Genomic DNA, 14,303 nt, shown 5'->3' with positions numbered 1-14,303 from the left:
GATGACGGAGCAGAGCGAGGCCGTGCCGGAGAACATGGGGACGGGCGAGGAGTCCCGACCCGACCCCAGCACGGAGGGCCCCACTTCTGGGGAGGGTGCCGCCGACGGCGTCAGAGTCGCCATCCTGGCCGGTGGCCTGTCGCACGAGCGGGATGTCTCCCTGCGCTCGGGCCGGCGCGTCGCCGCCGCGCTGCGCGACCAGGGGTTGCATGTCGAGGTGCTCGACGTCGACGCCGACCTGCTGCCCGCGCTCGAGCGGCTGCGCCCGGACGTGGTCTGGCCGCTGGTGCACGGGTCCACGGGGGAGGACGGGTCGCTGCAGGACCTCCTCGCGCTGCTGGGGCTGCCCTTCGTGGGCACGGCCGCCGCCGGCTGCCGGCTCGCCTCGCGCAAGCCGGTGGCCAAGGCGGTGCTGCGGGCGGCCGGGCTGCCCACGCCCGACTACGCCGCGCTGCCGCAGTCGCTGTTCCGGGAGGTCGGGGCGCAGTCGGTGCTCCGCGCGGTCGAGGACCGCCTGGGCCTGCCCCTGGTCGTCAAGCCCGCAGGCGGCGGGTCGGCCCTCGGGGTCACCGTGGTCAGCGAGGCGAGTCAGCTGCCCGGCGCGATGGTGGCCTGCTTCGCCTACGGCGACGAGGCGCTCATCGAGCGCCGCGTGGACGGCACCGAGGTGGCCGTCTCGGTGGTGGACCTCGGCGACGGCCCGCGGGCGCTGCCCGCCGTGGAGATCGTCACCGACGGCCCCTACGACTACGACGCCCGGTACAACCCCGGCCGCAGCGAGTACTTCGTGCCCGCCCGGCTCGACGAGGCACAGACCCGCACGGTGGGGGACCTCGCGGTCGCCGTGCACCGCACCCTGGGACTGCGCCACCTCTCGCGCACGGACATGATCCTCGAGGACGCCGGCACCGCGTGGTTCCTGGACATCAACGTGGCGCCGGGGATGACCGAGACGTCGCTGTTCCCGCAGGCGGCCCAGGCAGACGGCCCGCTGGACGACCTGTACGTCGACATCGTGCGCGCCGCGCTGCGCGGCTGACGCCGGGATCGGCCCGCCGCGCGGGCTCACGTCCGTCGATGCCTTGCGGGCGTCGCGGCATCACGTCCGTCGCGGCCGTGCGGCCGTGCGGCCGCGCGGCCGTGCGGCCGTGCGGCCGTGGGACCATTCCACACGTGGCCCTGCCCGAGGGGGCCGGGCCACGTGTGCGTCACTAGGCGTCCTCTGCGCCGCGCCGGCGGTCGCCGTGGCCTGTTGATCCGGGGTGTGCCTGGGCGACCGCGTGCGGGCCGTGTCAGGCGTCGGAGCCAGAGTCCTGGAGCAGACGGGCGTCGCCGGGGGCGAGAACGTCGAGGATGCGGTTGAGGTCCTCCATGGTGGCGAACTCGATCGCGATGCGACCCTTGCGCTGACCCAGGTTGACCTTCACGCGGGTGTCGAACCGATCCGCCAGCCGCGCCGCCACAGAGTTGAGCACCTCGGTGTGGGCGCCCGTGCGGGGCCGGCGGCGCATCTCCGGGGCGACCGGCTCGTCCCCGAGGGCGACGATCTCCTCGGTGGCCCGCACGCTCAAGCCCTCGGCGACGATGCGCTGCGCGAGACGCTCCATGGCGGCTCCGTCGGACAGCCCGAGCAGGGCGCGGGCGTGCCCGGCTGAGAGCACGCCGGCTGCCACCCGACGCTGCACGAGCGGGGGCAGCTTGAGCAGGCGCAGCGTGTTGGAGATCTGCGGTCGGGAGCGGGCGATGCGGGTCGCCAGCTCGTCGTGCGTGCAGCCGAAGTCCTCGAGGAGCTGCTGGTAGGCCGCCGCCTCTTCGAGTGGGTTGAGGTCCGCACGGTGCAGGTTCTCGAGCAGGGCGTCCCGCAAGAGGTCGCCGTCGCTGGTGTCCCGGATGACGGCCGGGACGGTCTCATTGCCCGCCTGGGCCGACGCCCGCCAGCGCCGCTCGCCCATGATGAGCTCGTACCGCGCCTCAGGGGCATCGTCCACGGGCGCGGTGAGCGGCCGGACGACCACCGGCTGGAGCACCCCCACCTCGCGGATGGACGCGGCCAGCTCGTCGAGGTCCTCCTCGTCGAACACCTGCCGCGGCTGGCGAGTGTTCGGGACGATCGCGTTGAGCGGCAGCTCCGCGAAGGACGCACCCGGGACCGGCACCAGGCCGCCGTCATCCGCTTCGTCGTCCTTCGGCTCCGCGGCCGGGTCCGGCGCGTCGGACTCGGCCGGGAGGGGATTCGCGGCGGGAGCGACCGCCGGCGCGGGGTTCGCCGGCGTGTCGGACGGGTCGGTGACCGAGGTCGGGTCGGCGGTCGCCGCCTCGCCGGGTCCGTCTTGGGGCGACGCCGGGCGCTCGCCGACCGGTCGGGCGGTGGGCGACGCCGGCGTGGCGACGGCGGCCGGGGGCGCCGTGGGCTCGCTGTCGGCGGTCTTGGTGCTCCGGCCGGTGCTGGGCTTGGCCTTGCTCTTGCGCGAGGCGCTCGCCGACCGGGACTTGGCCGCCTTGCTGGGCTGCATGAGCGCCTCGGCGGCGGCGCGGGCCTGGCTCGTCGACCGCTTGCCCGCGGGCCGGTCCTGCTCGTCGGGACCCGGCGCCTCGTCGCCGGACGACGGGGTGACCGACGAGGGCTGGAAGAACATGTCGGCCGGCCGCGACGTCGTCGGTGCCGGGGCCGGGCCGCTGGGGATCAGGGCGCCGATGCCCCGGCCCAGTCCGCGCCGCTTCTCGCTCATCGCGTCTCCTCCTCGGCCGCGGCCGGGGTCGTCGTGGTGGTGTTCGCGTCGGCGCGCCCCGCCACCTGCTGGGCCGCCTCCAAGTAGGCCAGCGCGCCGCTGGAACCCGGATCGTAGGTCAGCACGGTCTGCCCGTAACTGGGCGCCTCGGAGATCCGCACCGAACGGGGGATGGTGGCCTCGAGGGTCTCAGTGGGGAAGTGCTCCCGGACCTCGTCCGCGACTTCGCGGGCGAGGTTGGTGCGCCTGTCGAACATCGTGAGCAGGATGGTCGACACGTGCAGATCCGGGTTGAGGTGGCCCCGGATGAGTTCGATGTTGCTCAGCAGCTGGCTGAGACCTTCCAGCGCGTAGTACTCACACTGGATCGGGATCATGACCTCGCGGGCCGCCACGAAGGCGTTGATGGTGAGCAGACCGAGGCTCGGGGGGCAGTCGATCAGGATGTAGTCGAGCCGCTCGTGGCCCTCGTCGGCCCGCCAGCTCAGGTAGGCCTCGACGGCGTTGCGCAAGCGGTTCTCCCGCGCAACCTTCGAGACGAGCTCGATCTCGGCGCCCGAAAGGTCGATGGTGGCCGGCACGACGAGCAGGCCGGGGACCGCCTCGCATTCCTGAACCACGTCCGCGATGGGCGTGCCTTCGATGATCACGTCGTAGGTGGAAGCGACGCCGGCATGGTGATCGATCCCAAGTGCTGTCGAGGCATTGCCCTGAGGGTCGTTGTCGATCACGAGCACGTTCAGACCGCCGTGAGCGAGGGCCGCCGCGACGTTCACGGTCGTCGTGGTCTTTCCCACGCCGCCCTTCTGGTTCGCAATGGTGAAGATGCGGGTGGTCGCCGGCTTTGCGAACCGCGCCCCCTGGAGGCGGATGCGCCGTCGGGCGTCCTCCGCGAGCTGTGCGGCGAGGGGGGTGCTTTCGTCGACCTCCGGAACGCTCCTCAACAATGCCGCTCTCCGCGCGTCGTCGGGGCCGGTCGCCTTCTGACCTGCAATGATGCCCTGTGCTAGGGCATTCTTGTCCTGCGGCGGCACGGCGTCCCCTTCGTTCGATGAACTGGCCTGGTTCCAATGGTAGTGGCGTCTCCGCGTTGCTCTTGAACGCCTGTGGGCGAGTCGGGTTTCACGTGAAACACGCCATCGCGGCGCGCTCAGCAATCGTCTCCAGAAACTGTTACGCCCGCGGCCCGCCCCTCGTCCGACTGGACGTATGAGCCACTCCTCTTTCGCGCCGCTACCGCTCTGACGTGCGTTACTGCGCCGCCTAGCCGCCCGGGCCCCCGGTATGAGCGACGAGTTTCACGTGAAACGCGGTCTGCGGCCGAGCTGGCATGGCATGCGACGGGGAGCGGCCGGCATCCTTGAGAGGGCCGGGCACGTGCTCGGCGGCCAGAGGACGTATCGCCACGCAGCCACTTGAGCCCCCCGGTCCGGTGCGATCTCCCGGTGTCGGCATACCCCGCTGGACGTTGGACGAGCAAAGAGGTCGAGAGGAACGTCCCGTCTGTACGTATCAGGCAGTTTCACGTGAAACGCCGCAGCGTCTCCAGCACGCCTCTTCAGCAGGGTTCATTCCGCGACTCCCGGGCGGGCATTGGACTCCGTCCGCCGACCAGCCCGGCCTCGCGGCACCCGCCGGGCGACGTGGACCGTCGTGTATCCCGCCCGGCATCCAGCGGGCCCGCGCGCCAAGGTCGATCCCGCCACCAGTCAGCCTGTTCCTCCCACCACCCGGGTATCCCGCTACCCGGCTACCGGAAAGCCGGTTTGGGGCTATGGACCCCGGCCCCAATGCATGTCCCCGCGGGGCGTTCGGCGCCCCTCGATGACACCTCGATCAGAACACGGCCTGTGGCACGGTTTCACGTGAAACCTGGCACGGAGGGGCCCGCCAGCAGGTACACGGGGGTCGCCGTCTGGGAAGCCGCGAGCCGCTAAAGCCATCCGTCCCGGCCGTCGCTGGCGATGAGGTCCCCACATTCCCCGGTCGCGGCAGCGGGGCGCTGAAGACGTCTGAGCCCGACCGCGCTCCTTCTCGTGTCGACTGCACCGATCAGCGGTCCACACGGACCTCCCGTGCGGCGCCGGACCCAGGGGCCACACCATCCCGCCGCTTCGCACGCCCGCCGGCCCGAATCCCCGGGTGGACCCACGGTTCCACGTGAAACCTCGCACGCCCATCGCCGGTGCTGCGAGAGAGGAATGGGGACAGCGGCGCTGGAGCAGTTCTCCGGCACCCGGGCGCTCCGAGTGCGCCCACGCCTCGGTGTCGCCGCGCCGCCCCGGCCAAGTTGCGGAGGGTACGGCCGGCGACCGCGGACCGGATGTCGTCGAAGTCCTAGACGCCATGTCGGCGGCCTTGTGTGGAGTCCAACGACATCCGCGTGCACGGGCGCACTCGGTACGTCCGAGCTGGGCTAGGGCGCCCCCACTCCCCGAGTACGGATGGTCGCCCTCCGCATGCGCCCGATGTCAGCCCTATGAATCGGGGCCAGTTCCCACCCGAGCGTCCGTTGCTGCACGGGAACGAGCTATCCGGTAGTCCGCCGTCGGCACAGCACAAGTGCGGATGGCAGGAGCGGCGGCCTGGGTACTGGGAGGCGGGGCCGGCCCGACCGTTCCACGTGAAACGGGGCAGACGCGGGCGGCGGCCTGTGCGTGACGACGTCATCCTGCGCCAGACGCAACATCGCAAGAACAGGGCCCTCGCCCCCTGCGTTAGACCGCAAGGCCGCAGAACCAACACCCCTGCAGCGACGGCAGGCCTCTCTACCGTCGCGCTCACATCCACTTAGAACCTGCGCGATGAGGCCACTTCGCGCGAGGAGCCTCTGTACGTGGCGCGCCCCCGCAACCGGCGCAGTCTCGCCATCGAGTGGACTATGCGGCGGCCTCGCCATCGAGTGGACTATGCGGCGCCACATATGCGCGTTCCTCCCGCAAGCGCCCGGATCGAGGCGCCCCTCATCCGTACCGTCCCCGTCGGTGTGCCAAGCGGCGGTGAGGGTGCCGTGCCGTATGCAGGTGGTCGACGCCGCTGGCAACTCGTTCCACGTGAAACCACAGCCAGCGCTGTTTCACGTGGAACCACCGATCGCGAATGACGAAACTCCCATAAGTCCACAGCATCGAATTCACGAGTGCGATCGTCGGCGGTGCGGCCTGACGCGCGGGAGCTCCGACCCGGCAGCCGAACCCCGCTGCTTACAGGCGCCTTCCCGTGCCAGGCGGCGGCGCCCAGCCGCCACGCCGGGCGAGGAAACGCACCGGCGTTTCACGTGGCCCCTTCCCCGCTGCCTGGCCGGAACGGCGGGCCAGGTATCGGCGCCACACGCCCCCGACCCGCCTTACGACCCCGGCGACGGCGGTGCTCGCTCGTCCGGCCACCGAGCGCCGCCGGACGCGGTAGATCACGCCGGCTACGTCCTGTAAGACGTGCGTACGAGGAGAGGCTCGCGGACGAAGGTGATCCGGGCCCCACGCCAACGGGATCTGCAGTGCTCACCCGCGGTGGCGACGCAGGACTGTGCGTATCCGTTTCACGTGAAACCAGCGCAACTCTTCTACGGGGAGCCACGTCGCAGCCCCTCACCGGGCGGTCGGTACAGCCAGCGCTCAGAGGTTCGCCACCTCGATTCGCCTCCTCAATAGGAGAGCTGCCCGTTCCGGCGGGTTGCCGTGACGCAGCGACTCCCAGTTGTGCAAGCACGCGGCAGTGAGTCATCGCGCCGTTCCATCAACCGGCTTCCGGTACCGCGACCGGCTGCACGGCGAACCTCGCTTGTGGGTCGTGGGCCCTTACCGTCGCCGGTCGGACCGATGAGGCGGCCCGATGGACGCAGCGTTCGTTGACAGCCCGCTCGTCCTCCCGAGTACCGACGACCACATCGAAGCGAGTGCAGGGAGCGAGAATGCCGGTCGATTGATCTCCCGGGCCACGCCGAACGCCCCTAACTCGCTGCACTGCGCGTGTACCTCGCAAGGGAGACGGCTGCGCCAGATGCGGCACTGCGCAACCCGATACCCTGCGACATCCATCCAGCCCAGCCCCCGAGCCCCGAGGACAGAGGAACGGAAACCCGCTCCTCCACGGGCGTAGCGGCAGCGCGCAGCCGTTCCACGTGAAACGGGCGGGACAGCAAACGGTCAGGACGGCGACGGACGCGTCAACGCACAGGTGTGGAACAGCCGGTGGATAACTGCAAAGGCGGCGCCATTCGGGAGCCGCCGACCGGCACGCCGCGCCAGCCCGAGCGTGACGAACCGGACGCTTCCGGCGTCAGTCGCGCTTCCGTGCCACCACGACGGTCGTCGCCTCGATGTGCGCGACCGGCTGGACGTCGTGGATCGACGTGCTGACGACGCCCAGCTTCTTCAGGACATACTTCGCCGACTCCACCTCGTCGCTCGCGCGCTGACCCTTGAGCGCCACGAGGGTTCCGCCACGCCGGACGAGCGGCACCGTCCACCGCGCGAGCTTGTCCATGGCGGCGACGGCGCGGGCGGTCACGTGGTCGAAGCTCGCCCGCTTGTGCAGCTCCTCGGCGCGCGCGTGGTGCAACACCACGTTGTCGAGGCCGAGCTCCTCCACCACGTCGCCCAGCCACGCGATGCGACGCTCCATGGGCTCCACGAGGTGCATCTCGAGGTCGGGCCGCACGGCCGCCAGCACGATGCCCGGGAAGCCGGCACCCGACCCCACGTCCGCGACGGCCGCGCGCTCGCCCAGGAAGGGCGCGACCGCGGCCGAGTTCACCAGGTGCCGCGACCACAGCCGCGGAAGCTCCCGCGGTCCGATCAGGCCACGCAGCTCGCCCTCCTCGACGAGCATCTGCGCGAAATGCTCCACCGGCGCCCACGCGAGCCCGAAGTACTCCCGGACGGCCGCGGTGGCGACCTCGGGGGTCGGTGCCTCGTCCGCGGCGCTCACAGCAACACCTGTAGCCGACTCAGGCCGGGTGGATGACGACGTGCCGGCTCGGCTCCACGCCCTCGGAGTCGCTGACGAGCCCCGCCGCCGCGACCACGTCGTGCACGACCTTCCGCTCGAACGGGTTCATCGGGGGCAAGGTCACCCGATCCCCGCTCGACCGGACCTTGGCGACGGCCTCGTTCGCGATCCCGGTGAGCTCCGCGCGCCGACCCCGTCGGTAGCCAGCGATGTCCAGCATCAGCCGGCTGCGCTCACCGGTCTTGGCCTGCACCGCCAGGCGGGTGAGCTCCTGGAGTGCGTCGAGCACCTCGCCCTCGTCCCCGACCAGCCGGCGCAGCCACCGGTCGCCGTCGTCCTCCGAGACGATCTCCACGGCCGCGCGGCCGTGGTCCACGTCGATGTCGATGTCGCCGTCGAGGTCCGCGATGTCGAGCAGCTCCTCGAGGTAGTCCGCCGCGATCTCGCCCTCCTCCTCCAGGCGCTTGATCGTCTCCGCGCTGGCGCCGCGGGGCGTCTGGACCGACTGTTCCTCGCTCACGATGTCCTCTTCTCGTCGCCGCTCCGCCGTCACGGCGGAGGTGGTCCTGGGCGGTGCCGCGGCCGGCCGCGGCACGCGCGCTACTTCTTCTTCTTGCCCTGGGGCTTGCGCTTGGCCGCGGCGGCCCGACGCTGGGCCGCGCGCTCCTCATAGCGCTTCTGTGCCCGTTCGCCGGCTGTCAGGCCGTCCTTGCCGCGCACCTCGCCGTTCCCGACGTCGTCGTCGGACTCATCCTCCGCCTCGGCGGCCGAGACCGCGGACGGGACGGGCGCACCGGGATCCTGCCCCGGACCGCTGCGCTTCGCGCGGTCCTTGCGCTTCGGCTGGACGCGCTGACCACCCCGGGGCTGTTCCTCCGTCGCCTTCTCCTCCTCCTCGAGGGGCGGCAGGCCCTTGCGCTCCCGCTTCTTGGCGAGGCGATCCGCGCGGAGCTTGGCCGCCTCCGAGCCGGGCGCCGGCTGACGGCGGATCGTGTAGAACTGCTGGCCCATCGACCACAGGTTCGACACCGACCAGTAGATCAGCACGCCGATCGGGAAGTTCACGCCGGAGAAGGCGAAGATGAGCGGCAGGATGTACATGAGCATCCGCTGCTGGCGCGCCATCGGGTTGTCCAGCGCCGAGGCGGGCATGTTCTTCATCGTCAGCTGGCGCTGGGTGAGGAAGGTCGTCGCCGACATCAAGACGATCAGGAAGACGGTGACGACCTTGACCGTGGCGTCGGTCGAGGAGAGGAACGTCTCCGAGATCGGCGCACCGAAGAGGGTCGAGCTCTCCGCCTGCGCGGCCAGCTGCTGGTCGAGGGGGCCGATGTTCGGGCCGCCCGGGTAGGTGCCCTGGGCCAGCGGGCCGAGGGAGTTCAGCACCCGGAACAGGGCGAAGAAGATCGGCATCTGCAGGAGGATCGGCAGGCACGAGGAGAACGGGTTGGCGCCGTGCTCCCGGTAGAGCGCCATCATCTCTTCCTGCATCTTCTGGCGGGACGCAGGGTCGGTCTTGTTCTTGTACTTCTTCTGCAGCTTCTGCATCTCGGGCTGCACGAGCTGCATGCTCCGCGACGCCTTGATCTGCTTGAAGAACAACGGGATGATCAGGATCCGGATGACGACGGTCAATCCGACGATGGACAGCACCCAGGCCCAGCCGGATCCCGCGGACATGCCGAGGAACACCAGCAGGTCGTGGACGCGCACCATGATCCAGGCGACCGCCACCATGATTGGCGACAGAATCGTGTCGAAAAAGCCCATGCCCGTGTGCTCCTAGCGGTCCTTCGGCGCGCTCGTGCGCGCCCCCCATGTACCTGCACCGAGAGTACGGGGTTTCCCGTGCTCCCTCTGACCCTCCGCCCGGGTCGGGGCCCGTGCCGCGGCGACGCGGGCGGACCACCGCCCCCGCGGCGGCACGTGGTCGACGCCGCCGAGGCTCCACGGGTTGCACCGCAGCAGGCGCCAGGCGGCGAGCAGCGCGCCCTTCGCCGCGCCGTGCCGGCGCAGCGCGGCCACCGCGTAGGCCGAGCAGGACGGGTAGTACTTGCATGTCGGCGGCAGCCACGGCGAGACCACCAGCTGGTAACCCCGCACGACGCCGAGCAGCAACCACGTCAGCGGGTTGCGCGGACGCGGCTCGGGTCCGTGGTCGCCGCCCGGCGGCGAAGGCGCGTCTTGCGGGCCCGGTGCCGGAGTGTGCGGGTCGCGCCGCTGGTCGCTCACCGCGGTCACGGCCTCTCCCGCGCCGCCGCGGCGCGGCGCGCCTTCCGGTGCGCGCCGGCGAGGGCGCCGGCGAGGGCGCCGTCCAGGTCCGCCTCCAGCGCCGCGAACCCCGCACCGTCGGCCGGTGGCAGGGCGCGGACCACCAGGCGCGCGCCGGCGGGCACCGCGCTGAGCCGGTCGGCGACCAGCGCCCGCAGCCGCCGCTTCACCCGGTTGCGGTGCACGGCGGTGCCGACGCTCTTGGGCACGATGAAGCCGACCAGGGAGGGTTCACCCTGGTCGGCTTCGTCCTCGGTCAGTCGCAGGTGGACCACCAGCCGGCGGGCGCCGCTGCGGACGCCATGGCGCACCGCGTCGGAGAACTCGTCCGATCGGCGCATCCGGTACCGGGCCGGCAGCACCGTCCGCCTCAGGCGGAGATCTGCGCACGCCCCTTGCGACGGCGCGCGGACAGGATGGCGCGGCCGGCGCGGGTACGCATCCGCAGACGGAACCCGTGCACCTTGGCCCGGCGCCGGTTGTTCGGCTGGAAAGTCCGCTTGCTCACGGCATTACTCCAAAACGTCGGTGAATCTCCTGGGCACCGCCACGTCCTGGCAGCGCGCGTGCGGTTGTCCCTGGTTCCAGCGGGCACGGGCAGGCGAACCTGCCGGCGGGCACAACACAGGATCCGTCGGGACGGCTCACCCAAAGTACGCGAGCGCGCACCGGCGGTCAATCCGGGTCGCCGTAGCGTATCCCACACCTGCCTGCGACGACGCAGGTCAGCGGGGCGATGCCGGCGCCGGCACGGTGACCTCGACCGGGGGGAGGTCCTATGATCGTCGGCGACGCCTCGGGTCCGCTCCCTGGACGTGTTGGTGTGAGAGCCGACGCCGCTGTCCTGGCTCAGCCCCATCCCCAGGCTGTGGATATCCGTGTGGATCCGTAGACGTCGTGCCAGACTCGACGTCCAGATTTGTATCGCACCAAGGGGATCACCGTTGCCGGAGAATCAACCGACCACCGAGAGCTGGGCCCGGGCGGTCGAGATCCTCACGAACCGCGGCGAGATCGGCGGTGCGCAGCTCGCGTTCGTCCGGATGACCCGCCCGCTGGGCGTCATCGACGGCACCATGCTCCTCGCCGTGCCGAGCGACTTCGCCAAGGACTTCCTGGAGATGCGCGCCCGCGAGCCGATCACCGCGGCGCTCACCGAGGTCGCCGGCACCCCGGTGCGGTTCGCCGTCACCGTCGACCCCACGCTGGACCAGACGGCCCAAGCCCCGGCCGCGCCGTCGCCGGCGGAGGTGCCCTCCGCGGCGAGCCCCGACGCGGCGCCCCGCCGCATGGGCGCGCACGCCGCCTCCCCGACCTTCGACGACCGACCCGTCGCCCGGCCCCAGCGCTCCAGCGCCGACCGGGGCACGTCCGTGGAGGAGCATTCGGTGGACTCCTCGCGGTTGAACCCCAAGTACACGTTCGAGACCTTCGTCACCGGCGCGTCGAACCGGTTCGCGCACGCCGCGGCGACCGCCGTCGCCGAGGCGCCGGCCAAGGCCTACAACCCGCTGTTCATCTACGGCGGCTCCGGGCTGGGCAAGACCCACCTGCTGCACGCGATCGGTCATTACGCCCGCAACCTCTACCCGGGCATCCGGGTGCGGTACGTGAACTCCGAGGAGTTCACCAACGACTTCATCAACTCCATCCGGGACGACAAGGCGGAGAACTTCCAGCGTCGCTACCGCAACGTCGACGTCCTGCTCATCGACGACATCCAGTTCCTCGGCGGCAAGGAACAGACGGTCGAGGAGTTCTTCCACACCTTCAACACGCTGCACAACGACAACAAGCAGGTCGTCATCACCTCCGACGTCCCGCCCAAGCAGCTCGACGGGTTCGAGGACCGGATGCGGTCGCGCTTCGAGTGGGGCCTGCTCACCGACGTCCAGCCGCCCGACCTCGAGACCCGCATCGCGATCTTGCGCAAGAAGGCGGTCAACGAGAACCTCCAGGCCACCGACGAGGTCCTCAGCTACATCGCCTCGCGCATCTCGACGAACATCCGTGAGCTCGAGGGCGCGCTCATCCGGGTCACGGCCTTCGCCAACCTCAACCGTCAGCCCGTCGAGCTGTCGCTGGCGGAGATGGTCCTCAAGGACCTCATCACCGACCCCGAGGGGGAGGAGATCACGCCGGCGCTCATCATGAGCCAGACCGCGAACTACTTCTCCGTCTCCATCGACGCCCTGTGCTCCGCGGACCGGTCCCGGGTGCTCGTCAACGCCCGCCAGATCGCCATGTACCTGTGCCGGGAGCTCACCGATCTCTCGCTGCCCAAGATCGGCCAGCTCTTCGGCGGCCGCGACCACACCACCGTCATGCACGCCAACCGCAAGATCCGCGAGCAGATGGCGGAGAAGCGCTCGACGTTCAACCAGGTCACCGAGCTGACCAACCGCATCAAGCAGAACGCCCGCGGCAACTAGCCCCCTCCCTTCCCTTCCTTCCCCGACGGCGAATCCCCGGTGCCGCCGTCGGCGTCACCCCCGCGGCGGCGGCCGTCTGCATCCTCCGGGGCGCTGCGCCCCCTCGGCGACGGGAGGCCTCACCGCCGCGGAGCGCGGCCGTACCCGCCCCGCACCCGCTCGCCGACGAGCCGGTCCCCCTCTCCGCCGCGACCGCGGGCGACGACGCTCGCGACGTCACGGCGTCCCTCGGTGGCGCGCCCGGGCCCGCCCGGACGGCCGGGCCCGGATGAGCCACCAGAGCGCCCCTGAACCGCCCTGGCCCGGCCCGCCGGCTCCGCGTCGCGGCGCAGCCGCGCTCCGAAGGCCGCTGAGCGCCGAATCCGCCGTGAGTCGCATCATTCACAGCTGTGCACAACTCTGTGGATAGAGGTGGACAACCGTCCACGCGGCGGTGGACAGTCAGTCCCCCACCGGTGGACGGGCCCGGGAAGCGAATGACACATCCACTGCCAGCGGCCGTCGTCCACAGGTTCGACCCCCACCCCGCCCACATCGCCGCCAGACGGCTGACCTGCATCAACACCGGTTCTCCACAGTCTCCACACCGGCTATGACGATGACGAAACTTCTATGAGGGCGTGGATGTGGACAGCCAACAACACGTTCCGCGACCCCGACCGACCCGCGAACCACAACGCTTTCGCTCGCTGCTACCTCCGGCTGTAATTCCTCGCGTAAGGTTGGCCTGCGCCACGCGCGCCCTTTTGGGGAATTCGAGAGAGGTCATCCATCGTGAAGTTCAGGGTCGAACGTGACGTCCTGGCCGAGGCCGTCACGTGGACGGCGCGGTCCCTGCCCGCGCGGCCGCCGGTCCCCGTCCTGGCCGGGGTGCGCATCGAGGCCACCGGCGACGGCGTCCTCAACCTCTCGAGCTTCGACTACGAGGTCTCCGCCCGCTCGGACATCCCCGCCGAGGTCGAGACGCCCGGCACGGTGCTGGTCTCCGGCCGCCTCCTCGCTGACATCTCCAAGGCCCTGCCCGCCAAGCCGGTCGACGTCGACGTCGACGGCACCAAGGTGGTGCTGACCTGCGGGGCGTCCCGCTTCACCCTGCTGACCATGCCGGTGGACGACTACCCCGCGCTGCCCGTCATGCCGGAGGTGGCCGGGAGCATCGACGCCGGCGTGCTCACCGAGGCCGTCGGCCAGGTGACCACCGCCGCCAGCCGCGACGAGACGCTGCCGCTGCTGACCGGGGTGCGGATGGAGATCGAGGGCGAGAAGGTCACGCTCCTCGCCACCGATCGCTACCGCCTGGCCATGCGCGAGCTGACCTGGCACCCGGCCGCCCCGTCGGCCTCCGCCGTCGCCCTGGTGCGCGCCCGGACGCTGTCCGACGTCGCCAAGTCGATGACCACCGCGGGCGCGGTCGACGTCGCGCTGTCCACCGACGGCCCCGCCGCCCTGATCGGCTTCGAGGCCGGCGGCCGGCGCACCACCTCCCTGCTCGTGGAAGGCGACTACCCGCCGGTGCGGCGCCTGTTCCCCGAGAGCACCACGACGCACGCCGTCGTGAGCACCCCCGCCCTCATCGAGGCCGCCCGCCGCGTCAGCCTGGTCGCCGAGCGCAACACCCCCATCCGGCTGACCTTCTCCGAGGGCCAGGTGGTCCTCGAGGCCGGCCAGGGCGACGACGCGCAGGCGTCCGAGGCGCTGCAGGCCGCGCTCACCGGCGAGGACATCTCGACCGCGTTCAACCCGCACTACCTGCTCGACGGGCTCGGCGCGCTCACAGCGCCGTTCGTGCGCATGTCGTTCACCCACCCGAGCAAGCCCGCGGTGATGACCGGGCAGGACTCCCTCGAGGGGGAGGACGACCTCACCTTCCGCTACCTGCTCATGCCCATCCGGTTCGCGGGCTGAGGAGAACCTCGTCACA

At 71.1% G+C, this 14,303-nt stretch carries 11 protein-coding genes; 3 read left to right on the top strand and 8 right to left on the bottom strand.

The window, feature by feature from the left end:
- Position 1 precedes the first annotated feature (1 nt).
- On the top strand, positions 2–1,039 hold the full coding sequence (locus GD880_RS13950) for a D-alanine--D-alanine ligase family protein (protein ID WP_226909668.1): 1,038 nt from the start codon (positions 2–4) through the stop codon (positions 1,037–1,039).
- 253 nt (positions 1,040–1,292) lie between these two features.
- On the opposite strand, the gene GD880_RS13945 is transcribed toward GD880_RS13950, so the two are convergent.
- The 8 genes from GD880_RS13945 to rpmH all read right to left on the bottom strand — a co-directional run bounded on the left by GD880_RS13945 (position 1,293) and on the right by rpmH (position 10,458).
- Positions 1,293–2,729, bottom strand: a complete 1,437-nt coding sequence (locus GD880_RS13945; RefSeq protein WP_152232223.1) for a ParB/RepB/Spo0J family partition protein — start codon at positions 2,727–2,729, stop codon at positions 1,293–1,295.
- Positions 2,726–3,763 (bottom strand): ParA family protein, encoded by a 1,038-nt coding sequence (locus GD880_RS13940; protein ID WP_319593266.1) that lies wholly within the window; start codon positions 3,761–3,763, stop codon positions 2,726–2,728. Before GD880_RS13940 ends, GD880_RS13945 begins: the two co-directional genes overlap by 4 nt.
- Positions 3,764–7,007: 3,244 nt before the next feature.
- On the bottom strand, positions 7,008–7,658 hold the full coding sequence (gene rsmG / locus GD880_RS13935; protein WP_152232222.1) for a 16S rRNA (guanine(527)-N(7))-methyltransferase RsmG: 651 nt from the start codon (positions 7,656–7,658) through the stop codon (positions 7,008–7,010).
- Between the two features lie 19 nt (positions 7,659–7,677).
- On the bottom strand, positions 7,678–8,199 hold the full coding sequence (locus tag GD880_RS13930) for a Jag family protein (RefSeq protein ID WP_152232221.1): 522 nt from the start codon (positions 8,197–8,199) through the stop codon (positions 7,678–7,680).
- 80 nt (positions 8,200–8,279) lie between these two features.
- Positions 8,280–9,416, bottom strand: coding sequence for a membrane protein insertase YidC (yidC, locus tag GD880_RS13925; RefSeq protein ID WP_405002757.1), 1,137 nt, complete (start codon positions 9,414–9,416; stop codon positions 8,280–8,282).
- A 45-nt stretch (positions 9,417–9,461) separates the two neighbouring features.
- Positions 9,462–9,806: a membrane protein insertion efficiency factor YidD gene (gene yidD / locus GD880_RS21270; protein WP_152232295.1), complete on the bottom strand. Its 345-nt coding sequence runs from the start codon at positions 9,804–9,806 to the stop codon at positions 9,462–9,464.
- 110 nt (positions 9,807–9,916) lie between these two features.
- Positions 9,917–10,312 (bottom strand): ribonuclease P protein component, encoded by a 396-nt coding sequence (gene rnpA, locus GD880_RS13915; RefSeq protein ID WP_152232219.1) that lies wholly within the window; start codon positions 10,310–10,312, stop codon positions 9,917–9,919.
- A gap of 8 nt (positions 10,313–10,320) precedes the next feature.
- Positions 10,321–10,458, bottom strand: coding sequence for a 50S ribosomal protein L34 (gene rpmH, locus GD880_RS13910; protein ID WP_152232218.1), 138 nt, complete (start codon positions 10,456–10,458; stop codon positions 10,321–10,323).
- Positions 10,459–10,894: 436 nt separating this feature from the next.
- Here rpmH and dnaA point away from each other — a divergent pair, with 436 nt between their 5' ends.
- Positions 10,895–12,382, top strand: coding sequence for a chromosomal replication initiator protein DnaA (dnaA, locus tag GD880_RS13905; RefSeq protein WP_152232217.1), 1,488 nt, complete (start codon positions 10,895–10,897; stop codon positions 12,380–12,382).
- A 774-nt stretch (positions 12,383–13,156) separates the two neighbouring features.
- Positions 13,157–14,287 (top strand): DNA polymerase III subunit beta, encoded by a 1,131-nt coding sequence (gene dnaN / locus GD880_RS13900; protein WP_152232216.1) that lies wholly within the window; start codon positions 13,157–13,159, stop codon positions 14,285–14,287.
- The last annotated feature ends 16 nt before the right edge of the window (positions 14,288–14,303 follow it).

The organism is Georgenia ruanii (assembly GCF_009193175.1).
In the GTDB taxonomy this organism is placed as follows: Bacteria; Actinomycetota; Actinomycetes; order Actinomycetales; family Actinomycetaceae; genus Georgenia; species Georgenia ruanii.
Note: the sequence above shows the minus strand (reverse complement) of the source record. Positions and strands in the feature narration are given on the sequence as shown.